Genomic DNA, 22,931 nt, shown 5'->3' with positions numbered 1-22,931 from the left:
GCCGGATGAGCGCCGCCGCCCTGCGCCGCCTGCTGCCCTGGCCCGGCCGGGGCCGCCCGCCCGCCACCCCGACCGTGCTCCAGATGGAGGCGGTGGAGTGCGGGGCCGCGGCGCTCGCCATGGTGCTCGCCCATCACGGCGCCTTCGTGCCCCTGGAGCAGCTGCGGGTGGCCTGCGGGGTCTCCCGCGACGGCAGCAAGGCCAGCAACATCGTCAAGGCGGCGCGGGGCTTCGGGCTCGCCGCCAAGGGCTTCCGCAAGGAGCCGACGACCCTGCACGACCTGCCGATGCCGTGCATCATCCACTGGAACTTCAACCACTTCGTGGTGCTGGAGGGGATCCGCGGGGAGCACGCCTTCATCAACGACCCGGCCATGGGGCGCCGCCGCGTCACCATGCAGGAACTCGACCTCGCCTTCACGGGCGTCGCCCTCGCCATGGAGCCGACCGAGGAGTTCCGCCGGATCGGCCGCAAGCCGCAGGGCTTCCGGCTGCTCCTGCGCGAACTCGGCGCCTCCCGCGCGGCGGTCGGCCTGCTCGTCGCGGTGAGCCTCGCGCTGATCGTCCCGGGCATCCTGATCCCGGGCTTCACCAAGATCTTCATCGACGAGATCCTGATCCAGAACACCCCGGGCTGGCTGACGCCGCTGCTGATCGGGATGGGCCTCACCGCCCTGTTCCGGGCCGGCGTCACCGCCCTGCAGCTGTCGCTGATGACGCGGCTGCAGACGAAGCTCGCCGTGGTGATGACCAGCCGCTTCCTCTGGCACGTCCTCGCGCTGCCGATGGAGTTCTTCGCCCAGCGCCACGCCGGCGACATCGCCAACCGGGTCTCCACCAACGAGCAGATCGCGCGCCTGCTCTCGGGCGGCCTCGTCAGCAACGCGCTCTCCCTGACCTCCCTGGTCTTCTTCGCCGCCGCGATGGCGGTCTACGACCTGCTCCTGGCGGTGATCGGCGTGGCGCTGTCCCTGCTCAACGTGCTCGCCCTCCACCTGATCGGGCGGCGCCGCGAGGATCTCAGCCGCAGCCTCGCCATGGAGCGCGGCAAGCTCCTGGGCAGCACGATCGGGGCGGTGCGCACCATCGAGACCCTCAAGGCGAGCGGGCTGGAGGACGAGGCCTTCGGGCACTGGGCCGGCATCCAGGCCCGCGCCCTCAACGCCGAGCAGGAGCTCGGCGCCACCTCGGCCTGGCTCGACACGGTGCCGACCCTGCTCTCCGGCCTCACCACGGCGGCGATCCTGGGCATCGGCGGCCTGCGGGTCACCGAGGGTTCGCTGACCCTCGGCGGCCTCATCGCCTTCCAGTCGCTGATGGCGAGCTTCTCCGAGCCGATCACGGCCCTGGTCGGCCAGATCGGCAGCATCCAGATCATCAAGGGCGGGCTGGAGCGCCTCGACGACGTCTACAACTACCCGGTCGAGCGGCCGGAGCCGGATCCCGCCCTGCCGCCGCCGCCGCCGCGGCTCGTCGGGCGGGTCGAACTGGTCGGCGTGTCCTTCGGCTACGCGATCCTGGAGCCGCCCCTGCTGCAGGATGTCTCGATCACCATCGAGCCGGGCAGCCGCGTCGCCCTGGTCGGCCTCTCGGGGAGCGGCAAGTCGACCCTCGGGCGGCTGATCTGCGGGCTCAACCGGCCCTGGTCGGGGGAGGTGCGCCTCGACGGGCGGCGCCTCGCCGACATCCCGCCGGAGGTCTTCGCCCAGTCGGTCGCCTACGTCGACCAGGACATCGTCCTGTTCGAGGGCAGCGTGCGGGACAACCTCACCCTCTGGGACCCGACCGTGCCCGAGCCCGACCTCTCGCTGGCCCTCAAGGACGCGGCGGTCCACGGCGAGGTCGCGACGCGGCCCGGCAATTACGACGGCCACGTGCTGGAGGGCGGCGCGAATTTCAGCGGCGGCCAGCGCCAGCGCATCGAGATCGCCCGCGCCCTGGTGCAGAACCCCTCCGTCCTCGTCCTCGACGAGGCCACGGCCGCCCTCGATCCGGTGACGGAGAAGATCATCGACGACAACCTGAGGCGGCGCGGCTGCACCTGCATCATCATCGCGCACCGGCTCAGCACGATCCGCGACTGCGACGAGATCATCGTGCTGGAGCGCGGGCGCATCGCCGAGCGCGGCCGGCACGAGGAACTCCTCGCCCGGGAGGGCGCCTACGCGGCGCTCCTGGCCCAGTCGTGAGCGAGCCGCTTGCGAAGGGCGGGCTCGCCCTGGTCGGGCCGGCCGGCGCCCAAGCGCCGCTCCCCGCGGCGCCAGTTCCCGCCCAAGCGCCGCTCCCCGCGGCGCCAGTTCCCGCCGAGGCGCCTGCCCAACCCCTCGACGGGCGCCGGCCGGAGCGCCTCGCCTCCCTCGGCGCGCCGCTCGTCGTGGCGAGCGGGCACGCCGACCTGTTCGCGCTGCGCAGCCGCGACGGTGCCGTCGCGGGCCCGCGCCGGCACCTGCTGCGAATCGAGAGCGGCGGGATCATCCTGCCGGTCCCCGCCGACGCGGGCGCGGGCGGCGAGCGCCTGGAGATCATCGCGGTCGGCACGCCCGGCACCGCGGTGCGCGAGGCGGCGCAGGCCGAGATCGGGCCCCTCTGCGAGGGCTGGGTCCTGGGCCTCGCGGCGCTGGTCGCGGGTCCGCACCCGGCCTGGGACATCCGGGAGGCCGCTTCCGGCGAGGCGCTGGAGCCCGGGGAGCGGCGGCGGGGGCCGGCCCGGGCCCTGCGCTGGGTCGTCGTCGAGGAGGGGAGCGCGGCGATCGCCGGCCAGGCCCCCGCCTACCGGCCGGGCGACCCGCCGGCCCCCCTCGGGGCCGGCCTCTGGGCCCAGGCCGGGCCGGAGGGCTGCCGGCTCTCGCCCTGCGCGGCCCCGGAGGGCGACCTCCTGGCCCTGGCCGTCGACCGCTTCCACCGCGCCGCCGCCGCCGCCCTGCACGGGGAGGCCGCCGGCCAGCCGACCCGCGACGCCGCGCGGCTCGCCCGCCGCGCCGACCTCGACGCCGCCCGCGCGGCCGAGCTGTTCGGGCGCCTCGGGAGCATCGTGGTGCGCCGGGACGCCCCGCCCGCCGCGGTCGATCCCGAGGACCCGCTGATGGCGGCCTGCGCCCTCGTGGCCGGGACCATGGCGGCGCCGCTCACCCGCCCGGCCGGCCGGGTGCGGACCGCGCGGGACTACCGCGACGTGGTCGAGATCGCCCGCGCCTCGCGGCTGCGGGTCCGCCGCGTCCTGCTGCGGGCGGAGTGGTGGCGGCAGGATGCCGGGCCGCTCCTGGCGTGGCGGGGCGAGGCGGGCGCGCCCGTGGCGCTCCTGCGCGAGCGCCGCGCCTACCTGATGGTGGATCCCGCCACCGGGGAGCGGCGGCGGGTCGACGCGGCGCTCGCCGCCGAGCTCGGCCCGGAGGCGGCGGGCTTCTACCCGACGCTGCCCGGCCGCGCCCTGAGCTTCCGCGACCTCCTCGCCTTCGCGGCCCGGCGGGCCAGGGGCAACCTCGCCTCGGTCGCGGTGCCGGCGGTGCTGATGGGGCTCCTCACCCTGGTCGTGCCGCTGATCACCCAGGCGCTCGTCAATTCCGCGATCCCGCGCAGCGAACTCGACCAGATCACGGTCTGCGCGATCGCGCTCGCGGTCACGGCGCTGGCGGCGGCCGCCGTGCAGGCCGCCGAGAGCCTCGCGATGCTGCGCCTGGAGGGGCTGATCGACTGGACGCTGCAGGCCGCGATGATCGACCGGCTGCTGCGCCTGCGCGCCGCCCTGTTCCGCGACCACACCGTGGGCGACCTCGTCGACCGGGCGATGGGGATCGACGCGGTGCGCCGCCTCCTCACCGGGCGCACCCTGCGCAGCCTGCTCGCCGGGATGTTCGGCCTGTTCAGCATCGCCCTGATGCTGGTCTACGACCCCGTGCTGGCGCTGATCGCGGTCGCGCTCGCGCTCCTGCGCGGGGTCCTGATCCTGGCGGCGAGCGGGTTGCGCCTCTACCACGAGAGCCGCGCCTTCAACGGCCAGGGCCGGGTTCAGGGCTTCGTGCTCCAGCTCTTCGCCGGGATCGGCAAGCTGCGGGTGGCCGGCGCCACCGTGCGGGCGCTCGCGGTGTGGTCGCGGCTGTTCACGGAGCAGAAGGGCCACTTCCTGGCGGCCCAGCGGATCGCCAACGGGCTCAGCATCGCGGAGACCGCCCTCCCGACGCTCGCGACGCTCGCGATCTTCGCCGCGGCCTCGACCCTCGGCAGCACGCTGACCCAGAATCTCGGCGCCTTCCTCGGCTTCTTCGCCGCCTTCGGCCAGACGATGGGGGCGATCGGGGCCTTCGCGGCGGGCCTGAGCGAGGCGCTGGTGGCGATCCCGCACCTCACGCGGATGCGGCCGCTCCTCGCCGCGGAGGCGGAGATCGCCGACGACCGCAAGCCCCCGGGCGACCTCTCGGGCGCGATCGAGGTCTCGCGCCTGACCTTCCGCTACGGCGCCTCCGGCCCGCCCGTGCTCGACGCGGTGTCGCTGCGGATCGCGGCCGGCGAGTACGTGGCGATCGTCGGGCCCTCCGGCAGCGGCAAATCCTCGCTCCTGCGCCTGCTGCTCGGCTTCGAGGCGCCGGAATCCGGCGCCGTCTTCTACGACGGCAAGGCGCTCGACACCCTCGACGTCAGCGCCGTGCGCCGCCAGCTCGGGGTCGTGCTCCAGAACGGCCGGCTCACCACCGGCAGCCTCTACGAGAATATCTGCGGCGGCGTGCAGCTCCCCCTGGAGCAGGCCTGGGAGGCGGCCCGGATGGCGGGGCTGGAGGGGGACATCCGGGCGATGCCGATGGGCATGCACACGGTGGTGGCCGAGGGGGTGAACACGCTCTCGGGAGGCCAGCGCCAGCGCCTGCTGATCGCCCGCGCCATCGCGCGGCGGCCGCGGATCCTGCTCTTCGACGAGGCGACGAGCGCCCTCGACAACCGCTCGCAGGCGGTGGTGAGCGCCTCGCTCGGCGCCCTCAACGTCACCCGGATCGTGATCGCCCACCGGCTGAGCACGGTGCGGGAGGCCGACCGGATCGTCGTGCTGGCCGAGGGGCGCATCGTCCAGTCCGGCACCTTCGACGACCTCGCCGCCGCGCCCGGCCTGTTCGCCGACTTCGCCCGGCGCCAGCTCCTGTAGGACAGCCCGCGATGCGCAAGGTCCTCTACCTGTTCGGGATTCTCACCGACGAGGACGTCGCCTGGATCGCCCGGACCGCGACCCGGCGCGCGCTGCGCGACGGCGAGGTGCTGATCGCCGAGGGCGACCGCACCCGATCCCTGATCCTGATCCTCGACGGCGTGCTGGCCGTCACCGCGGAGGGGCACGGCGAGATCGCGCGGCTCGGCGTCGGCGAGGTGGTGGGCGAGGTGTCGCTGGTCGATTCCGCGCCGGCCTCGGCGACGATCACGGCCCGCGGTCCGGGCGCGGCGCTCTTCCTCGACCGGGAGGTGCTGCAGCGCCGGCTCGACGCCGATATCGGCTTCGCCGCGCGCTTCTACCGGGCGCTGGCGATGTTCCTGGCCGACCGCCTGCGCGCGGCCCGCCCGCCGCGGCCCGGGATCGGCCTCGCCGACGACGGCGCCCTCTCGCCCGACGAGCTCGACCCCGCCATCATGGACACGGTCTTCGTGGCGGGCGAGCGCTTCAACCGCATGATCGGGCTCCTCGACGCGCGCCCGTGAGGCGGGCCCCGCTGGCGGCCGGAGCGGGGGTCGTCCGCCGCCCGTCCGGCACGGCCAACCCCATCGGTCAGGCGAGACCCGGATCAGACCCGCCGCACGGCGAGCGCCACGTCGGTGACGAAGGGCGGCGGCTCGATCTCGGTCGCCACCCCGTCGCGCGCCGTCACCTCCCGGCGGCCGCACGGCCGGCCGGCCCGCGTGTCCCAGGCGGTGAGGGCGTAGCGCCCGGCCCGCAGGCCCGGCAGCGCGAGGCGGATGCCGAGGGGCGCCGCGTCCCGGCGCAAGCGGCCGTCCGGCGCCAGGGAATCGGCGCGCAGGCACCAGATCACGGCCTGCTCCGCGTCGCCGCAGGCGAAGAGGGCCGCGCCCGGCCCGGGATCGCCGAGGTCCCCGCTCAGGTTGCGGCGCCGGAAGCGGCGCCAGTCGATCAGGGGCAGGAAGCCGGAAAGGCCGCGCTGGGCCGCGCGCATCCCGGCCGTCAGGCTGTGCGGGTGGCGGTTCGGCCAGCGCATCCCGCCGCCGGCCCCGCCGCTCGCCAGGTGCGCCCATTGCATGTGGCGGAAATACTCGTCGTCGAACGGCTCCGGCAGGGTGAGGCGCCGGTCCTTGAAGCTGTGGATCGGGCCGTGCTCGCTGTCGAGGAAGGGCCGGCCGTCGCGGATCTGCGCCAGGCCCTCGCGCACGATCCGCCCCATCGCGATCGCCGGCTCGACGGTGTTGCGCGGATCGTCGATCGTGCCCTCGGCGTAGATGTGCAGCGTCGCGAAATCGAGGTCGGGGTGGCGGAAGATCGGCTCCTCCAGCCCCAGATGGGGCCGCCAGCCCAGCTCGGGTCCGAACAGCGACACGGTCTGCGGATGCGCGCGCCCGTAGAGCCTCGTCTCCAGGGCGCGCACGTGCCGGCTCAGATCCGCGATGAAGGGCGCGAACCCCTCCGCCGAACCCTCCGCATGGGCCGGGTGGATCTCGTTCCAGAGGTCCCAGGCGAACAGCGCGCCCGAGCCGCCCCAGCGCGCGACCGCGAAGGCGAGCCGGTTCTTGATCGCCTCCCGCACCTGCGGGTCGAGCAGGAACCGCGACGGCTCCGCGAGCGGGCCCCCGTGGCGCCGGTTGTAGGGATGGCGGTGCCAGTGCAGCCACATCCAGAACGTGTCGAAGGGCGTGAGCAGGATGCGCAGGCCGACGGTCTCGCACAGGGCGAAGAGGTCGTCCCAGAGGCGGACCATGGCCGGGACGAAGCGGCCGACCGGGCGCTCGATGTAGCGGTGGCGCACCTGCGCGTATTCGAGCATCAGGCGCAGGCAGGTGACGCCGTGATCCGCCAAGTGCCGCAGGTGGGCCTCGGCGGCGGCGAGGTCGCGGCGGCCGAACAGGCCTTCGAGCTCGTGCCAGCTGATCGCGTCGTTCTGGCCGACCGGCGTCCAGGCGGCGCCGGTCTCGGTCTCGAAATAGGGAATGCCCGGTCCGGCGACGCGGATCCAGGGCAGCCGGCCGCCGCGGGCGCCGGCCGTTCGGGCCGGCGCGGGGTCGGGTCGGGGGGAGGGCGACGGCCCGTCCGCGAGGGAGCAGTCGGGATCGAGAGCGCGGTCGTCGGTCATGCGGCCGTCATCTCGCGGGAGCGCGGGCTTGTTCCTCGCCGGGCGGCTCCGCGCGGCGCGGCGCGCGGCCCGCGCGCCTACTCGGCGGGCGGGAGCGCGGCCGCGGGCCGGCGCGGCGTCGCGCGGGGGGCCGGCTGAATCCGCTGGGCGGGTCCGCCCAGGGCCTCGTCGAGGCGGCGGAAGGTGGCGAGCGCCTGGCCGACGATCTGGTCCATGTTGTAGTAGCGGTAGGTCGCGAGCCGCCCCACGAACCAGACGTCCGGCTCCGCCCGCGCCAATCGCTCGTAGCGCTTGAACAGGGCCTGGTTCTCGGCCCGCGGCACCGGGTAGTAGGGGTCGCCCTCCGCGCACGGATACTCGTAGGTGAGCGAGGTCCGCGGGTGCTCCTGCCCGGTGAGGTGCTTGTACTCGGTGATGCGCGTGTAGGCCTCGCCCTGCGGGTAGTTCACCACCGCCACCGGCTGGTGGCAATCCGCGTCCCGGGTCACGTGCACGAAGCGCAGGGAGCGGTAGGGAAGCCGGCCGAAGCGGAAATCGAAATACTCGTCGATCGGGCCGGTATAGATCACCCGCCGGTGCGGGATCACGTCCCGCACGCTGCGGTAATCCGCGTTCGTCATGACGTGGATGTTCGGATGAGCGAGGAGCCGCTCGAACATCCGCGTGTAGCCCTGGGCCGGCATGGCCTGGAACGTGTCGGTGAAGTAGCGGTCGTCCCGGTTCGTGCGCGTGGGCACCCGCGCGGTCACCTGCCGGTCCAGTTCGGACGGGTCCAGCCCCCATTGCTTGCGCGTGTAGCCGCGGAAGAACTTCTCGTAGAGATCGCGGCCCACGGCCGAGACCACCACGTCCTCCGAGGTCCGGATCTCCGTCACCGGCTCGGCCCGCGCCGCGAACCACGCCTCCAGCTCCTCCGAGGTGAGCGAGAGGCCGTAGAGGCGGTTGACCGTGTCGAGGTTGATCGGGATCGGCACCAGCATGCCGTCCACCTGCGCCAGCACCCGGTGCTCGTAGGGCCGCCAGGCGGTGAACTGCGACAGGTAGGCGACGACCGCCTCCGCGTTGGTGTGGAAGATGTGCGGCCCGTACTGGTGGATCAGCACGCCCGCCTCGTCCAGGCGGTCGTAGGCGTTGCCGCCGACGTGGTTGCGCCGGTCGATGATGAGGACGCGCTCGCCGCGCCGGCTCGCGAGCCGCTCCGCGAGCACGCTGCCGGCGAAGCCCGCGCCCACGATCAGCCAATCGTACATGTGTCTTGACCCCTGGGCGGGAGGAGGCGTCAGGCCGGGGAGGCGGCCGAGTGCAGAAGGGCGGGGGAGGCGGCCTCGCGCCGCCGCAGGCCCGCCCGCATCAGCGCATGCATGGCTTCGTAGGTGCGATCCCACGAACCGCCCGCCAGGTGCCGGTCCACCCGCTCCAGCCACGCCTGCCGCGGCTGGGCCAGCAGCGCCTCGATCGAGAGCGCCACGCTGCGCGGCGAGTCGGCGATCGCCACGAGACCGGCCTCGCCGTAGTCGCGCAGCACGTCCAGGATCGGCGTCGAGACCACGCGCAGGCCCGCGGCCAGGAATTCCGGCGTCTTGGTCGGGCTGATGAACCGCGTCGCCTCGTTGCGCGCGAAGGGCATCAGCCCGAGATCCCAGTGGTGCAGGTAGTCGGGCAGGGCCGCGTAGGGTTTGGAGCCGAGCCAGTGGATGTTGGCCCGCCGCGGCAGGCTCTCCGGGTCGATCTTCACCACCGGCCCGATCATCACGACCTGCCAGTCCGGCCGCAGATCCGCGAGCGCGCCGAGGAGGTCGCGGTCGAGGCGCTCGTCGATGACGCCGAAGAAGCCGATGCGGGGATGCGGGATCGCGGCCTGGTCGCCGGGGTCGGGCCGGGCGGCGTCGCGGGCTTGGCGGAAATGGGCCGCGTCGACCGAGGAGGGGAAGCAGTGGACGCTGGGATGCGCCCCGCGCTTGGCCTCGTAGAGGCTGCGCCCGCCCGTGAAGACGAGGTCGGCCCGGGACAGGAGCTCGGCCTCCTGGGCGATCAGGTCGGGCGAGGCGCCGCGGAAGGCGGAGAGCTCGTCCATGTTGTCGTAGACGGTGAGGTCGCGCGGCAGCTCGGCGGAGACGCTGATCGCGGCGGGGGTGTAGTACCAGAACACCCGGGCGGCGGCCTCGCGCCGGCGCAGGTGGTCGCCGATGAGCTGGGCCTGGATCGGGTCGGCCGCGCAGGCGCGGGCGGGGTCGACGACCGGCACGGCGACGTCGATGCCCGGGGCGACCGCCTCGACCCGGAGCCGGTCGCTGCCGCCGGGCTCGAAGACCGGCTCCTCGACGAAGAGCACGTCGAAGTGCCGGGCGGCGCGGGTGAGCAGGTGCTGCGGCCGCTGCCAGACGAAGGCCCAGCGCAGGTGGGAGAAGCACACCAGCAGGCCGCGCGCCGCGCCCTCCGGCGGCAGCAAAGGGGGTTCCACAGGCTGGTCGTCCAAGAGCCCCGGCGCAGCCCCCGTGATGCTGCTGGTCAGGCGCATATCGTTCACGTCGTGCCCTTCATGCTGGTCCCGCAGGCCGACCCTCAACGCCAAAGCCGAAGGCTCGGTTCTGCGAGCGGCCAGATCTATTTTTCCCGGACCGATTAACGCAGTTGAATGTGGATGTGCTGGCTTCGGCGCAGCCGAAGAAGTCTCTGAGCCAAGGTCGATTTATGTTTATTTTGAGCCGTATCTGCGGGATCAGATCTTTCCGGTCAGCATCGCGGAACGGTGCGGCGGCGCACCGATTTGACAGGGTCGCGGGCGATCGGGCCCGGTGCGGGGCGTCGGGCGATGCTTGAACGGGGGGATGGCGGCAGCGGGCGCACCGGCCGGACCGCGGCGCCCGTGCCCGTCCCCGCGGGGCCGGCGGGCCCATGATCTGCCCGCCCATGATCTGCCCGCCCATGATCTGCCCACCGACGAGGGCGCCCGCACCCGGTTCGCCGTTCGGGAGCGTGTTCCTGGGCGGCTTCGAGTGCTCCACGCATCGCCGCGCCGACGGGCGGCGCCTCGACCTCCTGGCGGCGACCGGGCACGACCGGCACGCGCTCGCCGATTACCGCGCCCTGGCGCGGCACGGCCTCCTGGCCGCCCGCGACGGCCTGCGCTGGCACCGCATCGAGGCGGAGCCCGGGCGCTACGACTGGTCGAGCGCCCTGCCGCTGCTGGAGGCGGCGCGCGAGGCCGGGATGCGGGTGATCTGGGACCTCTGCCATTACGGCTGGCCCGACGATCTCGACATCTGGTCGGAGGCCTTCGTGAGCCGCTTCGCCGCCTTCGCGGCCGCGGCGGCGCGGCAGGTGCGGGCAGTCTCCGGCGCGCCCCCGTTCCTGTGCCCGGTGAACGAGATCTCCTACTGGGCCTGGGCCGGCGGCGAGGTCGGCCGGATCGGGCCCTGCGCGACCGGCTGCGGGGCGGCGCTGAAGCGCCAGCTCGTGCGCGCTTCCCTGGCGGCGACCCGGGCGGTGCGCGAGGTCGAGCCGGAGGCCCGGTTCCCGCACGCCGAGCCGGCGATCCACGTGGTCGGCGGCCCCGAGGCGGGCAGCGCGGCGGCGGCGGCCGCCTACCGGGAGGTGCAGTACGAGGCGCTCGACATGGCGAGCGGCCGGCTCGCCCCCGACCTCGGCGGCGGTCCGGACGCGCTCGACGTGGTGGGCCTCAACTTCTACCCGGACAACCAGTGGGTCCATGGCGGCGGCACCGTCCCGCTCGGCCACCACGCCTACCGGCCCTTCCGGGCCCTCCTCGCCGAGGCGCATGCGCGCTACGGCCGGCCGCTCCTGGTCGCCGAGACGGGGGCGGAGGGCAGCGCGCGGCCGGCCTGGCTCCACTACGTCTGCGGCGAGGTGCGGGCGGCGCGCGCCGCGGGCGTGCCGGTGCTCGGGATCTGCCTCTACCCGATCCTCGACTATCCGGGCTGGGAGAACGAGCGGCCCTGCGCGGTGGGGCTCCTCTCGGCCCCCGACGAGGCGGGCGCGCGCCGGACGGACGGCCCGCTCGCCCGCGAGATCCGCGAGCAGCGGGCCCGCTTCGCCGGCTCCGCGCAGGAGGAGACCGATGCGGCCTGAAGCGGGAGCGGCGGGGATTGCGGAGGAGGGGGCCGGGCCGGCGCATCTGCAGAGCGGCGGGCGCTTCATCCTGCGCCACCTGCGCGCGTGGCGCTGGCATTTCGGCCTGCTGTTCCTGCTCGTCGTCGCCTGCGCGTCCTGCGGGGTCGGGCAGCAGGTCGGGCTGAAGCTCCTGGTCGACGCCCTCGCCGGACCGCCGGAACTCGGGCGGGCCGCCCTCGCGGCGCTCGCCCTGTTCCTGGTGCTGATCGCCCTGGAGGCGGCGCTCGCCCGCCTGACCGGCTGGCTGACCTGCCGCACCACGGTGGGCGTCGGGGTCGACCTGCGCGCCGAGCTGTTCGACCACCTCGGTGGCCAGGCGATGCGCTACTTCGCCGAGAACCTCGCCGGGTCGCTCGGCCAGCGCATCACCGCGACGGCCGGCAATGTCGGCGCCCTCGTCAACACCCTGGTCTGGCGCATCGTCCCGCCGGTCGTCGACGTGGCGGGCGCCGTCGTCGTGTTCGCGAGCCTCGACGGATTCCTCACCCTGGCGCTCGTCGCCCTGATCCTGGTCGTCACGGGCGGGCTGATCTGGTTCGGCGCCCGGGGCCGGCCGCTCCACCGCGCCTATTCGGGCGAGGCGGCGACGATCGCCGGCGACCTCGTCGACACCATCACGCAGATGTGGACCGTGAAGGCCTTCTCGGCCCGGAGCCGCGAGCGGGCGCGGCTGGAGGCCGGCTTCCGGCGCGAGGCGGCGGCCCAGCGCCGCAGCTGGCTCTACCTGGAGAAGGCGCGCCTCATCCACGACGTCGCGCTCTGGGTCCTGGCGGCCGGCATCCTGTCCTGGACCCTCGTCCTGTGGAGCCGCGGCGGCGCGAGCGCGGGCAGCGTCGTGCTGGTGGCGAGCCTGACCCTGCGGATCCTGCACTCCTCGAAGGACATGGCGCTCTCGCTGGTCGACCTCGCCCAGCATTTCGGCTTCATCGAGGAGACGCTCGCGGTGATCGCCAAGCCCTGCACCGTGCGGGACGCGCCCGCCGCGCCCGCCCTGCGGTCGCGCGGCGGGGCGATCACGCTCGCGAACGTCACCTTCGCGTACGGGCCGGGCCGGCCCGCGCTGCGGGAGGTCAGCCTCACCATCCCGGCGGGCCAGAAGGTCGGCATCGTCGGGCCCTCGGGGGCGGGCAAGTCGACCCTCGTGCAGCTGCTCCAGCGGCTCCACGACGTGGACGAGGGCGAGATCCGCATCGACGGCCAGCCGATCGCGGGGGTGAGCCAGGATTCGCTGCGCGCGGCGCTCGCGGTCGTCCCGCAGGAGATCGGGCTCTTGCACCGCTCGGTGATGGACAACATCCGCTTCGCGCGGCCGGAGGCGAGCGCCGAGGCGGTGTGCGCGGCGGCCCGGGCGGCGTCCTGCGACGGCTTCGTGCGCCGCCTGCCCGAGGGCTACGACACGATCGTGGGCGAGCGGGGCGCGCGCCTCTCCGGCGGGCAGCGCCAGCGCATCGGCATCGCCCGCGCCCTGCTCAAGCGCGCCCCGATCCTGCTCCTCGACGAGGCCACCTCGGCCCTCGACACCGAGACCGAGATGGCGATCCAGGCCGCGCTCGTGCGGCTGATGCGCGACCACACGGTGATCGCGGTGGCCCACCGCCTGTCGACGCTGACCGCCTTCGACCGGATCCTGGTGGTCAACGAGGGCCGCATCGTCGAGGACGGGACGGTGCGGGACCTGCGCCAGGCGGGCGGCCTGTTCGCGCAGATGTGGCACTTGCAGGCGGAGGGGCTGTCCGGCGAGGCCGTGATGGACGCGGCCTGACGGGAGCGCGCCGTGCCGCGGGCGACGGCGGCGAAAGCCCGGTTGCGGCGCGCCCGGCGGGGGCGCAACTCCGCGCCGGCGCCGCCGTTGTCCCCGATGCGCGGCCCGCGGCGCCAGGATCCCCTCGGCGCGCCGCGCGGGAGCCTCGGGCGCGCGTGACGGCGTGGCTGGACGAGATGCGCCGCCAGACTGGGCGGATGGCCGACGCGCTCGGCTACGGGCCGCAGGAAACGCCCTGGCGGAGCGTCGCGGACCTGCCCGGCGCGCAGCTGCGGGCCTACCACGCGCGCGAGCGGGAAGACGGGCCCGTCCTGCTGATCTGTCCCGCGCCCTTCAAGCGGCCCTACATCTGGGACCTGATGCCGCCGGTGAGCGTGGTGCGGCGCTGCCTCGCGCGCGGCCTGCGCGTCTACCTCGTCGCGTGGCGCGATCCGGCCGCGCCGGAGGATCGCTGGGGCCTCGCCGACTACGCCGACCGCATCCCGAGCGAGGCGCTGGCCGCGATCGCGGCCGAGACGGGCGGGGCCGCGCCCATCCTCGCCGGCCACTCGCTGGGCGGCACCCTCGCGGCGATCTGCGCGGCGCGTCACCCTGGCGCGGTGGCCGGACTCGTCCTCCTCGACGCGCCGCTCGCCTTCGGGGAGGCCGGCGGGCCGCTCGCCCGGGCCGCGCGCGAGATCCCCGACCTGGCCGGGTTGCGCGCGACCCTCGGCGACCCGGTGCCCGGATCGGTCATCACCGCGCTCAGCCTGCAGGCCGCACCGGAGGTGTTCCGCCTCCAGCCGGCCCTCGATCTCGCCGCCTGCCTCGGCGATCCGCTCGCGCTCGCGGTGCATGCCCGCGTGGCCCGCTGGGCCCTCGACGAGTTCGCGCTGCCCGGGCCGTTCTTCGAGGACGTGCTGGCCCAGCTGTACCGGGAGGACCGGTTCCTGGCCGGCACGCTGCGGGTCGGCGCGCACAGGGTCGGGCTCGCCGGAGTGAGGGCGCCGATCCTGGCCGTGCTCAATCCCTCCGGCCTCATCGTCCCGCCCGAGTCCCTGCGCCGCGGCCTCGCCGCGGTCGCCGGCCCGCCCGCCGAGCTGCTGACCTACGAGGGCGAGCCCGGCCCGATGCTGCAGCATCTCGGGCCCCTGGTCGGGCCCGCGGCCCATGCGCGGCTCTGGCCCGGGATCCTCGACTGGATCCTGCGGCGCGCGGCCGCTCCCGGCGCGGCGGATCCGGCCTGAACCCGTCTCATCCGCTGTCCGGTGATCGTCCGGACAGCGGATCCCAAGCCCGCGCGGCGCGTGAGCGAAGCCGACATCCGCATGGCCGAAATGGGAGATGGCGAAGCAATCCGTCGGATGTCGTATGACCAGCCCGCGCGGCGCGTGAGATGCCGACATCCGCATCGCGACGCAATCCGTCGGATTGCGGATCACGCCACCTTGTCGGCGATCTCGCGCGCCTGACAGCTGTCGGCCCGGACCCGCCAATCCGCCACGCCCAGGCTGTGGCACAGCATCAGCTTGGCCTCCCGGATGGCCTGGGCCTCCGAGAAGCCGCGGACGACGCAGGTCCATTGCAGGACGCAGCGCTCGTGCCCGGTGTCGTCCGAGACGACCTTGCGAAAATCGACCGTGAACCTGCGCATTCGAGCAATCCCGCACCTCGAAGCAGCGACCATGGCGCGCCCGCTCGCGCGGGCATTGATCCAGCGCAAGCGGGCGCGTCCAGCCGGACGTTGCCGCGCGCGGGGGGCACGCCCCCTGATCCAGATCAATCCCGTGCGCCGCAGCGGTCCCTATCCTGCGGGCATGGTGATCCGGCGCTCGGTCGGGCCATCCGCGCGAGGGGTCGGGACTCGGCGGCCGCGCCGCCCGAACCGGCTCGGGCGCCGCGCCGGCCCGATCCTCGACCCTGCCGGAGGCACCGCTTCCCCGGACCACCGCGAGAGGAGCGATCGTGACCACCTCCCCCCCTGCCGAGGCGTCGCCCGAGGTCTCGGTGCGGCCGGACGGGCCGGCATCCGCCGCCCGATCCCTCGTGCCCGTGCCGCCGCCGCCCGCGGCCGCGCCCCGCCCCGTCCCGCGCATCCCCGCCGCCCGGCGAGCCCTGCGCTTCGCCGTCCTCGCCGCGCTCCTGCTCGGGGCGGGCGGCGGGGGCTACGCGTGGTGGCGCGCCCACCAGCCCTGGCTTCCCGCGGGTTTCGCGCAGGGGAACGGCCGCCTCGAAGCCGACGAGATCGACATCAGCACGAAGTTCGCCGGGCGCCTCGCCCAGGTCCTCGCCGACGAGGGCGACCTCGTCCGGGCCGGTCAGGTCGTGGCCGTCATGGACACGCGGGACCTGCAGGCGCAGATGGGCCAGGCCGAGGCGATGGCCGGCCAGGCCGCCCAGGCGGTCGAGGAGGCCGACAGGACCCTCGCCCAGCAGGAGACCGCCATCCGCAGCAGCGAGGCGACGGTCGCCAGGGCCCAGCGCGCCCTCGACGAGGCGAATGCCAACCTGCAGCAGGAGCAGAGCCGGCTGCGGCTCGCCAAGCAGGAACTGGCGCGCACCAGCACCCTCGTGGGCAAGGGCTTCGCCACCCACGAGACCCTCGATACCCGCCAGCAGGTCGTGGACGTTGCCCTCGCGGCGGAGGCCGCGGCCCGCGCCCGGATCGGCGCGGCCGAGCACGCCCTGGCGGCCGCCCGGGAAGCGGCCGCGGGCGCCGTCGCGGCGCGCGACGCCGCCGCGGCCCGGGTCGGGGCGACCCGCCACGCCCTCGATGCCGCCCGCCACAGCGTCGACTTCTACCGGGTCAACATCGCGGACAATTCCCTGACCGCCCCCCGCGACGGGCCGATCCAGTACCGGATCGCCAATGTCGGCGAGGTGCTCGCCGCGGGCGGCAAGGTCCTCACCATGCTGGATGCCGGCTACGTCTACATGGACCTGTACCTGCCGACCGCCGAGGCCGGGCGGGTGACGCTCGGGGCCGAGGGACGCATCGTCCTCGACGCCTATCCGGACCACGTCATCCCGGCCAAGGTGGTGTTCGTGGCGAGCCGCGCGCAGTTCACGCCCAAGACCGTCGAGACCCGCGACGAGCGCGACAAGCTGATGTTCCGCATCCGCCTGCGCGTCGATCCGGAGCGCCTGAAGGGCCGCGAGGCCCTGGTGCGGGCGGGGCTGCCCGGGATCGGCTACGTGCGCACCGACGCCGCCGCCGCCTGGCCGGCGCGCCTCGCCCCGAGCGCGCCGCCGAGCCTGCCGCTGGCGAGCGCCCGATGACGCGGGCCGCACCGGATGCCGGCCCCGTCGCCCGCGTCGAGGGGCTCTCGCATCGCTACGGCAAGCGCCGCGCCCTCGACGCGGTCACGCTGTCGCTCCCGGCGGGGTGCGTCGTCGGGCTGATCGGCCCGGACGGCGTCGGCAAGTCCTCGCTGCTCGCGATCCTGGCCGGGGCGCGGCGGATCCAGCAGGGCCGGGCCCGCGTGCTCGGCGGCGACATCGCCGATCCCGCCCACCGGGCGGCGATCTGCCCGCGCGTCGCCTACATGCCCCAGGGGCTCGGGCGGAACCTCTATCCGGACCTCAGCATCCGCGAGAACATCCTGACCTTCGCGCGCCTGTTCGGGCAGGCCGGGCCGGAGCGGGAGGCGCGCATCGGCGCGCTCCTCGCCGCGACCGGGCTCGCGCCCTTCGCGGACCGCCCGGCCGGCAAGCTGTCGGGCGGGATGAAGCAGAAGCTCGGGCTGTGCTGCGCGCTGATCCACGAGCCCGACCTGCTGATCCTCGACGAGCCCACGACCGGCGTCGACCCGCTCTCCCGCCGCCAGTTCTGGATCCTGATCGACCGGATCCGCGAGAGCCGCCCCGGCCTCTCGGTGCTGGTGGCGACCGCCTACATGCAGGAGGCGGAGCGGTTCGACTGGCTCGTGGCGATGAATGCGGGCCGGATCGTCGCCACGGGCTCGGCCGCCGCGCTGAAGCGGGCGACCGGCACGCACGACATCGAGGCGGCCTTCGTGGCGCTGATCTCGGACGGGGCGCCGCCCGCGCCCCGCGCCCCCGCGCCGCCGCGGCCGCAGGGTGCGGGCGAGCCGATCATCACGGCGCGGGGCCTGACCTGCCGCTTCGGCGCCTTCACGGCGGTCGACCGGGTGAACTTCAGCATCGGGCGCGGGGAGATCTTCGGCTTCCTCGGCTCGAACGGCTGCGGCAAGACCACGACCATGAAGATGCTGACCGGGCTGCTGCCGCCGAGCGAGGGCGAGGCGCTGCTGTTCGGCCGGCCGCTCGATCCGGGCGACCTCGCGACCCGCAAGCGGGTCGGCTACATGTCGCAGGCCTTCTCGCTCTACGCCGAACTCACCGTCCGGCAGAACCTCGACCTGCACGCGCGCCTGTTCGGCCTGCCGGCCGCGGCCGCGCGGGCCCGGGTCGCCGAGCTGATCGCGGAATGCGGCCTCGCCGACCATGCCGACCACGCGGCCGAGGACCTGCCCCTCGGCCTGCGCCAGCGGCTGTCCCTGGCGGTCGCCATCGTGCACGCGCCGGACCTGCTGATCCTCGACGAGCCGACCTCCGGCGTCGACCCGATCGCCCGCGACCAGTTCTGGGACCTCCTCACCGACCTCGCGCGCCGCCGCGGCGTCACGATCTTCGTCTCGACCCATTTCATGAACGAGGCGGAGCGCTGCGACCGCATCGCCCTGATGGATGCCGGCCGGGTGCTGGCGACCGACACGCCCGCGGGCCTGATCCGGGCGCGGGGCGCGGCGAGCCTGGAGGAGGCCTTCATCGCCTGCCTGGAGGAGGCCGCCGCCGAGCGCGGCGCCGCCGCGGGCCCGCCCGCCTGGATCGCCCCCCGGGAGGCGCCCCGGGCCGGGCCGGCGCGGGCCTTCAGCCTGCGCCGCCTGCGGGCCTGCGCGATCCGCGAGACGCTCGAACTCCTGCGCGACCGCGTCCGCCTCGGCTTCGCGATCCTGGGCACGAGCTTCCTGATGCTGGTCTTCGGCTTCGGCATCTCGACCGACGTGAACAGCCTCACCTTCGCGGTGCTCGACCGCGACCACAGCCACGCCAGCCGCGCCTACCTGTCGGCCCTGCGCGGGTCGCCGTACTTCGAGGAGCGGGCGCCGCTCGCCGACGACGCCGAACTCGCGCGCCGGCTCGCCAGCGGCGAGATCGCGGCGGCGCTGGAGATCCCCCCGCATTTCGGCCGCGACCTCGCCCATGGCCGCCCGACCGAGGTCGGCGCCTGGATCGACGGCGCGCGGCCCTTCGTCGCCCAGACGATCCGGGGCTACCTCTCGGCGCTGAACGAGAGCGCGCTGGAGGACAGGCTGCTGCGGGTGCCCCCGCGCCCCGGCCCCCCGGCCGAGGTCGCGCTGCGCTTCAAGTACAACCAGAGCTTCAATAGCGTCTACGCGATGGTGCCGGCCCAGATCGCGCTCCAGCTCGCCCTGATCCCGGCGATCCTGATGGCGCTCGCCGTGGTGCGGGAGCGGGAGCTCGGCTCGATTACCAACCTGTTCGTCACGCCGGTGACGCGCCTCGAATTCCTGGTCGGCAAGCAGCTGCCCTACGTGGCGCTGGCCATGCTGAATTTCGGGCTGATGCTCGCCATGGCGGAACTCGTGTTCCGCGTGCCGCTCAAGGGCAGCCTCGCGACGCTGGCGGCCGGGACCCTGCTCTACGTGACGGCGACGACCGCGTACGGGATGCTGGTCTCGACCTTCGCGCGCACGCAGATCGCGGCCCTGTTCGGCACCGCGATCCTGACCGTGGTGCCGGCGACGATGTTCGCCGGCATGCTGGTCCCGGTCTCCTCCCTGGCGGGCGGGGCGCGGGTGATCGGCGGCCTCTTCCCGATGACCTACTACCTGCCGCTGAGCGTCGGCACCTTCACCAAGGGTCTCGGCCTGGCGGACCTCGCCCCGAACCTCGTCGCCCTCGCGCTGTTCGTGCCGGCGCTGACCGGGCTCGCGCTCCTGATGCTGCCCCGGCAGGAGCGCTGAGGCATGGGCCCGATGCGCTCCGCCCTCACCATCTTCTGGCTCGGCACCAAGGAGCTGCGCAGCGTCCTGCGCGACACCGTGATGCTCGGCCTCGTGATCTACAGCTTCTCGCTCGCGATCCTGATGCAGGCGCAGAGCAGCTCGCAGGAGGTCCGCAACGCCTCGGTGGGGATCGTCGACGAGGACCGCTCCGCCCTCTCGCGCCGCATCGCCGGCGCCTTCCTGCCGCCGGTCTTCCGCCGGCCGCAGCCGCTGGCGGAGCGCGACATCGTCCCGGCGATGAATGCCGGGCGCTACACCCTGGTCCTCGACATCCCGCCGAATTTCGAGCGCGACCTCCTCGACCGGCGCCCCGCCGCCCTCCAGCTCGACATCGACGCCACCGCCATGGTGCAGGCCGGGCTCGGCGCCTCCTACGCGCAGCAGATCATCCTCGAGGAGATCTCGGGCTTCCTCGCCCGGGCCGGGCGGGCCGGGCCCGCGCCGGTCACCCTCGCGTCGCGGGTCGCCTACAATCCCAACACCGAGACGCCCTGGTTCACCAGCGTGATGGGCATCATCAACAACGTCACCATGCTGGCCATCATCCTGGCGGGCGCGGCGATCGTGCGCGAGCGCGAGCACGGCACCCTCGACCACCTGCTGGTGATGCCCGTGCGGCCCTTCGAGATCGCGATGGCGAAGGTCTGGGCCAACGGCGCGGTCATCCTCGTGGCGGTGGCGGCCTCGGTCGAGATCGTGGTGCGCCGGCTGCTGCACGTGCCCATCGCCGGCTCCGTGCCGCTCTTCCTAACCGGCACCGCGGTCTACCTGTTCTTCGCGACGGCGGTGGGCCTGTTCCTCGGCACGCTCGCCCGCTCGATGCCGCAGCTCGGCCTGCTCTACCTCCTCGTCTACCTGCCGCTCGCCATGCTGTCGGGCAGCAACACGCCGCTGGAGAGCATGCCGGCCTGGCTCGCCCGGATCCTGCAGGCCTCGCCGACGGTGCACTACGTCGCCTTCGCGCAGGCGATCCTCTACCGCGGGGCGGGGTTCGGCGTGGTCTGGCCGCGGCTCGTGCTGATCGCGCTGATGGGCGGCCTCTTCCTGGTGCTCGCCCTGCGCCGCTTCCGCCTCGCCGCGGACGCGGCGGCGCGCGGCTGAAAGCGGCGCGTCCACACGCGGAGATTGATCCGGCGCAAGGCAGCGGCGGCGGACGGGCGCATCCTCCGGGGATCGGAGGAGACGAACCATGGTGATGCGCTGCATTCTGGTGCCGCTCGCGGCCGACCTCGACCCATCGCCCGCGCTCGACGCCGCGGGGCGGCTCGCGCGGCGGCTTCGCGCCCACGTCACCGTGGCCTATCTCGCCCCGACGGTGGAGCAGGTCCTGGCCCCGCTCGCCGGGCTGCCCGCCTCCTCCCTGACCGTCTCGGCGATCAAGGAGGGGCAGCGCCTCGCCGCCGCGCAGGCGCGCGAGCGCGTCGCCGCCTGGTGCGGCCGGGAGGGGATCCCGCTCGCCGACGCGCCCGAGCGCCTCGACGCCACCTTCCTGCGCTGGACGGAGGTCGAGGGCGACGCGGACCACGCCCTGACCATGCTCGGGCGCATCCACGACCTCGTCGTGGTGGGGCGGCCGCGGGCCGGGACGCCCTTCACCGAGGCCGCCTTCGACACGGCCCTGTTCGCGGTCGGGCGGCCGGTCCTGATGGTCGGCGAGGCCGTGCCGGACGACCTGCTGCGCCACGTGGTGATCGCCTGGAACGGCAGCCTGGAGGCGACGCACCTCGTCGCGCAGTCGATCGCCCTCCTGCACGAGGCGGACCGCGTCACGGTGATCGAGGCCGAGACGGCCCGCAGCGGCGAGACCCGGCTCGCCGACCTCGGCGCCTATCTGCACTGGCACGGCATCCAGGCCGACTCGGCCCGGGTGCGCCTCGCGCCCGGCGAGACCGAGGGGGAGGGGATCCTGGCGGAGGCCGCGCGGCGCGGCGCGACCCTGCTCGCGATGGGGGCCTTCACGCATAGCCGCGTGCGCCAGCTCCTGCTCGGCGGCGTGACAAGGCACGTGGTGGCGCGGGCGGAGATCCCGGTCCTGATGGCCCATTGAGGCCGGCGCGCGGGTCGGCCTCCTCCCCGGCCCGCGCCGCGAGGATGAAATTACCAAGATCTCTCGTTACAAGAATATATTCGTCTCGTTGACGCTGACTATTTCCCGCTGATAAAAAATTTACAGGCAGTCGATCGAGCTGCGCCGAGGGCGCGAGCCGGGCAACGGAAAGTTCCCGCGAGTGTCGATACGCAACCGATACGGTGTCGGCCCGCAACGCGGCGGCGCCGCGACCTTGACGCGCGGACCGAGCGGTCGCGCGCGCTCCACGTCCCCGAGGCGACCCGGGCGGTGAACGGCGCCCCCCTGGAGGGGCCTCACCCGTCGCGGGGCGTGGTGTTCCAGGACCCAGCCCTCTATCCCTGGCGCAGCGTCGCCGGGAACGTGGCGGTCGGGCCGGAGGCAAGCGGCGTCCTGGCCCGCGACCGCGCCGCCGCCGCCCTGGCGCTGGTCGGGCTGTCGCCCTTCGCGGACGCCTTCCCGCATCAGCTCTCGGGCGGCATGGCCCAGCGCGTGGCGCTCGCCCGCGCCCTCGTGAACGAGCCGCCGCTGCTGCTCCTTGACGAGCCCCTGGGCAAACTCGACTCGCTGACCCGCCTGACCATGCAGGCCGAATTGCTGCGGCTCTGGCAGGAGAAGGGCTTCGCCGCCCTCCTGGTCACCCACGACGTCGAGGAGGCGCCGATGCTCGCCGGTCGCGTTCTGGTGTTCTCGGACCGGCCGGCACGCATCCGGGCGGATCTCGCCCACGACCATCCCTGCCCGCGCCACCGCGATGATCCCGCCCTGGTCGAGGCCCGCCGCCGGATCCTCGACCTGCTCGGGACGGCCTGATGGCCACCGGGGCCGCCCGGCGCGGCCCCGGTGGCCACCCTCACGGGCGCGGCAGGCGCGGCCTCGGCGCACCGGCCCAGGCGGAAGAGAGCGGCTGATTCAGCAATGCATAGGATCTCGACAGCGCTTCCATCGACCGCGCCAAGCATCGAAGGTCTACCTCACGCACCATCAGGTTGCGCCACAGCCTCTCGCGTGTCGTATCGCGGCAACGATTGGCACGCGTGATCTGAGTATGTCTGGTCATGGCCCGCCCTCCTGGGCCATTATACGTCGGGAAAGGCTGTTCGAAGCAAGAGAGAACCGGGAGAGATAAGGCCGGGCCGGCGCCGCCTCCGGCTTGCGCCGCCGCTCCCGGGCGGGCATCCGATTGCGAGGAAGTGGGGAGGGCTCAGCGATGCGGTCGCTCGACGAGGTGTTCGACCGGCTCCCGCACTCGGCCTTCCGGCGGCGCTTCGGCCTGGGAGCGGCCGAGCGGGACGTCCTTCGCCGGATCGGGTGGGCCGGGATGACCGCCCATGCGCGGGACTTCGTGGCGCGGCGCCTCGCGCCGGCCCGACCGGACCGGGACGGCAAGCAGACGCCGTTCCGGGGCCACCCCGTCTTCGTCGCCCAGCACGCCACGGCAACCTGCTGCCGGGGCTGCCTGGCGAAGTGGCACCGCATCCCGCCCGGCCGCCCGCTCACACCGGCCGAGCAGGACCACGTCGTGGCGGCCCTCGCGCGCTGGCTGCGCGCCCAGGCACCGGAGTTGGGGCAGGCGCAGGAGTTGGGGCAGGCGCCGGGCGCCGGGAGCGCGCCCGACGCCTCGGTGGACGCGCTCCCCCTGTTCCGGCAGCGTTGAGCCCGAA

Annotated in this window: 15 protein-coding genes and 1 pseudogene; 12 read left to right on the top strand and 4 right to left on the bottom strand. The window is 74.2% G+C overall.

What is annotated here, in order from left to right; translation table 11 throughout:
- The first annotated feature begins 5 nt into the window (after positions 1-5).
- The 3 genes from QA634_RS00465 to QA634_RS00455 are packed head-to-tail and all read left to right on the top strand — an operon-like array spanning position 6 to position 5,676.
- Entirely contained in the window at positions 6-2,189 is a 2,184-nt protein-coding gene (locus tag QA634_RS00465; RefSeq protein WP_012330095.1) for an NHLP family bacteriocin export ABC transporter peptidase/permease/ATPase subunit, read from the top strand.
- On the top strand, positions 2,186-5,131 hold the full coding sequence (locus tag QA634_RS00460) for an NHLP bacteriocin export ABC transporter permease/ATPase subunit (RefSeq protein WP_012330094.1): 2,946 nt from the start codon (positions 2,186-2,188) through the stop codon (positions 5,129-5,131). Before QA634_RS00465 ends, QA634_RS00460 begins: the two co-directional genes overlap by 4 nt.
- Before the next feature lie 11 nt (positions 5,132-5,142).
- Positions 5,143-5,676, top strand: a complete 534-nt coding sequence (locus QA634_RS00455; RefSeq protein WP_012330093.1) for a cyclic nucleotide-binding domain-containing protein — start codon at positions 5,143-5,145, stop codon at positions 5,674-5,676.
- 83 nt (positions 5,677-5,759) lie between these two features.
- Here QA634_RS00455 and QA634_RS00450 read toward each other — a convergent pair whose 3' ends face one another.
- From QA634_RS00450 to QA634_RS00440, 3 genes are all read right to left on the bottom strand, one after another.
- A complete protein-coding gene (locus QA634_RS00450) occupies positions 5,760-7,274 on the bottom strand; it encodes a hypothetical protein (protein ID WP_012330092.1) in 1,515 nt (504 codons plus the stop codon).
- A 77-nt stretch (positions 7,275-7,351) separates the two neighbouring features.
- The gene (glf, locus tag QA634_RS00445; protein WP_012330091.1) at positions 7,352-8,524 is read right to left on the bottom strand and encodes a UDP-galactopyranose mutase; all 1,173 of its coding nucleotides are present in this window, start codon (positions 8,522-8,524) and stop codon (positions 7,352-7,354) included.
- Positions 8,525-8,553: 29 nt separating this feature from the next.
- Entirely contained in the window at positions 8,554-9,792 is a 1,239-nt protein-coding gene (locus tag QA634_RS00440; RefSeq protein WP_012330090.1) for a glycosyltransferase, read from the bottom strand.
- 407 nt (positions 9,793-10,199) lie between these two features.
- On the opposite strand from QA634_RS00440, the gene QA634_RS00435 reads away from it, so the two are divergent.
- The 3 genes from QA634_RS00435 to QA634_RS00425 all read left to right on the top strand — a co-directional run bounded on the left by QA634_RS00435 (position 10,200) and on the right by QA634_RS00425 (position 14,393).
- Positions 10,200-11,363, top strand: a complete 1,164-nt coding sequence (locus QA634_RS00435; protein ID WP_043701950.1) for a beta-glucosidase — start codon at positions 10,200-10,202, stop codon at positions 11,361-11,363.
- Entirely contained in the window at positions 11,353-13,167 is a 1,815-nt protein-coding gene (locus QA634_RS00430; protein ID WP_012330088.1) for an ABC transporter ATP-binding protein, read from the top strand. The genes QA634_RS00435 and QA634_RS00430 overlap by 11 nt, the downstream gene beginning before the upstream one ends.
- 155 nt (positions 13,168-13,322) lie before the next feature.
- Positions 13,323-14,393, top strand: coding sequence for an alpha/beta fold hydrolase (locus tag QA634_RS00425; RefSeq protein ID WP_012330087.1), 1,071 nt, complete (start codon positions 13,323-13,325; stop codon positions 14,391-14,393).
- 191 nt (positions 14,394-14,584) lie between these two features.
- On the opposite strand, the gene QA634_RS00420 is transcribed toward QA634_RS00425, so the two are convergent.
- Positions 14,585-14,800, bottom strand: a complete 216-nt coding sequence (locus tag QA634_RS00420) for a hypothetical protein (protein ID WP_012330086.1) — start codon at positions 14,798-14,800, stop codon at positions 14,585-14,587.
- 311 nt (positions 14,801-15,111) lie between these two features.
- Here QA634_RS00420 and QA634_RS00415 point away from each other — a divergent pair, with 311 nt between their 5' ends.
- The 6 genes and pseudogenes from QA634_RS00415 (at position 15,112) to QA634_RS00390 (ending at position 22,924) form a co-directional block, all read left to right on the top strand.
- Positions 15,112-16,425 (top strand): HlyD family secretion protein, encoded by a 1,314-nt coding sequence (locus QA634_RS00415; protein ID WP_012330085.1) that lies wholly within the window; start codon positions 15,112-15,114, stop codon positions 16,423-16,425.
- Positions 16,422-19,157, top strand: coding sequence for a ribosome-associated ATPase/putative transporter RbbA (gene rbbA / locus QA634_RS00410; RefSeq protein WP_012330084.1), 2,736 nt, complete (start codon positions 16,422-16,424; stop codon positions 19,155-19,157). The genes QA634_RS00415 and rbbA overlap by 4 nt, the downstream gene beginning before the upstream one ends.
- A 3-nt stretch (positions 19,158-19,160) precedes the next feature.
- Entirely contained in the window at positions 19,161-20,300 is a 1,140-nt protein-coding gene (locus QA634_RS00405) for an ABC transporter permease (RefSeq protein WP_012330083.1), read from the top strand.
- Between the two features lie 88 nt (positions 20,301-20,388).
- Positions 20,389-21,246: a universal stress protein gene (locus tag QA634_RS00400; RefSeq protein ID WP_012330082.1), complete on the top strand. Its 858-nt coding sequence runs from the start codon at positions 20,389-20,391 to the stop codon at positions 21,244-21,246.
- Positions 21,247-21,510: 264 nt separating this feature from the next.
- Positions 21,511-22,080: pseudogene (locus QA634_RS00395) on the top strand (ABC transporter ATP-binding protein); the annotation flags it as partial.
- A 397-nt stretch (positions 22,081-22,477) separates the two neighbouring features.
- Positions 22,478-22,924 (top strand): DUF4186 domain-containing protein, encoded by a 447-nt coding sequence (locus tag QA634_RS00390; RefSeq protein ID WP_012330081.1) that lies wholly within the window; start codon positions 22,478-22,480, stop codon positions 22,922-22,924.
- Positions 22,925-22,931: the final 7 nt, after the last annotated feature.

The sequence above is a fragment of the Methylobacterium sp. CB376 genome, from assembly GCF_029714205.1.
Lineage (GTDB): Bacteria > Pseudomonadota > Alphaproteobacteria > Rhizobiales > Beijerinckiaceae > Methylobacterium.
The sequence above is the reverse complement of the archived record's forward strand: the minus strand, read 5'-3'. Positions and strand labels throughout refer to the sequence as shown.

What these genes read in the sequence shown, in the direction of transcription:
- QA634_RS00465 (WP_012330095.1), top strand. Translation starts at nt 6, where the DNA reads ATGAGCGCCGCCGCCCTGCGCCGCCTGCTGCCCTGGCCCGGCCGGGGC.
- QA634_RS00455 (WP_012330093.1), top strand. Translation starts at nt 5,143, where the DNA reads ATGCGCAAGGTCCTCTACCTGTTCGGGATTCTCACCGACGAGGACGTC.
- QA634_RS00450 (WP_012330092.1), bottom strand. Translation starts at nt 7,274, where the DNA reads ATGACCGACGACCGCGCTCTCGATCCCGACTGCTCCCTCGCGGACGGG.
- glf (WP_012330091.1), bottom strand. Translation starts at nt 8,524, where the DNA reads ATGTACGATTGGCTGATCGTGGGCGCGGGCTTCGCCGGCAGCGTGCTC.
- QA634_RS00440 (WP_012330090.1), bottom strand. Translation starts at nt 9,792, where the DNA reads ATGCGCCTGACCAGCAGCATCACGGGGGCTGCGCCGGGGCTCTTGGAC.
- QA634_RS00435 (WP_043701950.1), top strand. Translation starts at nt 10,200, where the DNA reads ATGATCTGCCCACCGACGAGGGCGCCCGCACCCGGTTCGCCGTTCGGG.
- QA634_RS00430 (WP_012330088.1), top strand. Translation starts at nt 11,353, where the DNA reads ATGCGGCCTGAAGCGGGAGCGGCGGGGATTGCGGAGGAGGGGGCCGGG.
- QA634_RS00420 (WP_012330086.1), bottom strand. Translation starts at nt 14,800, where the DNA reads ATGCGCAGGTTCACGGTCGATTTTCGCAAGGTCGTCTCGGACGACACC.
- rbbA (WP_012330084.1), top strand. Translation starts at nt 16,422, where the DNA reads ATGACGCGGGCCGCACCGGATGCCGGCCCCGTCGCCCGCGTCGAGGGG.
- QA634_RS00405 (WP_012330083.1), top strand. Translation starts at nt 19,161, where the DNA reads ATGGGCCCGATGCGCTCCGCCCTCACCATCTTCTGGCTCGGCACCAAG.
- QA634_RS00400 (WP_012330082.1), top strand. Translation starts at nt 20,389, where the DNA reads ATGGTGATGCGCTGCATTCTGGTGCCGCTCGCGGCCGACCTCGACCCA.
- QA634_RS00390 (WP_012330081.1), top strand. Translation starts at nt 22,478, where the DNA reads ATGCGGTCGCTCGACGAGGTGTTCGACCGGCTCCCGCACTCGGCCTTC.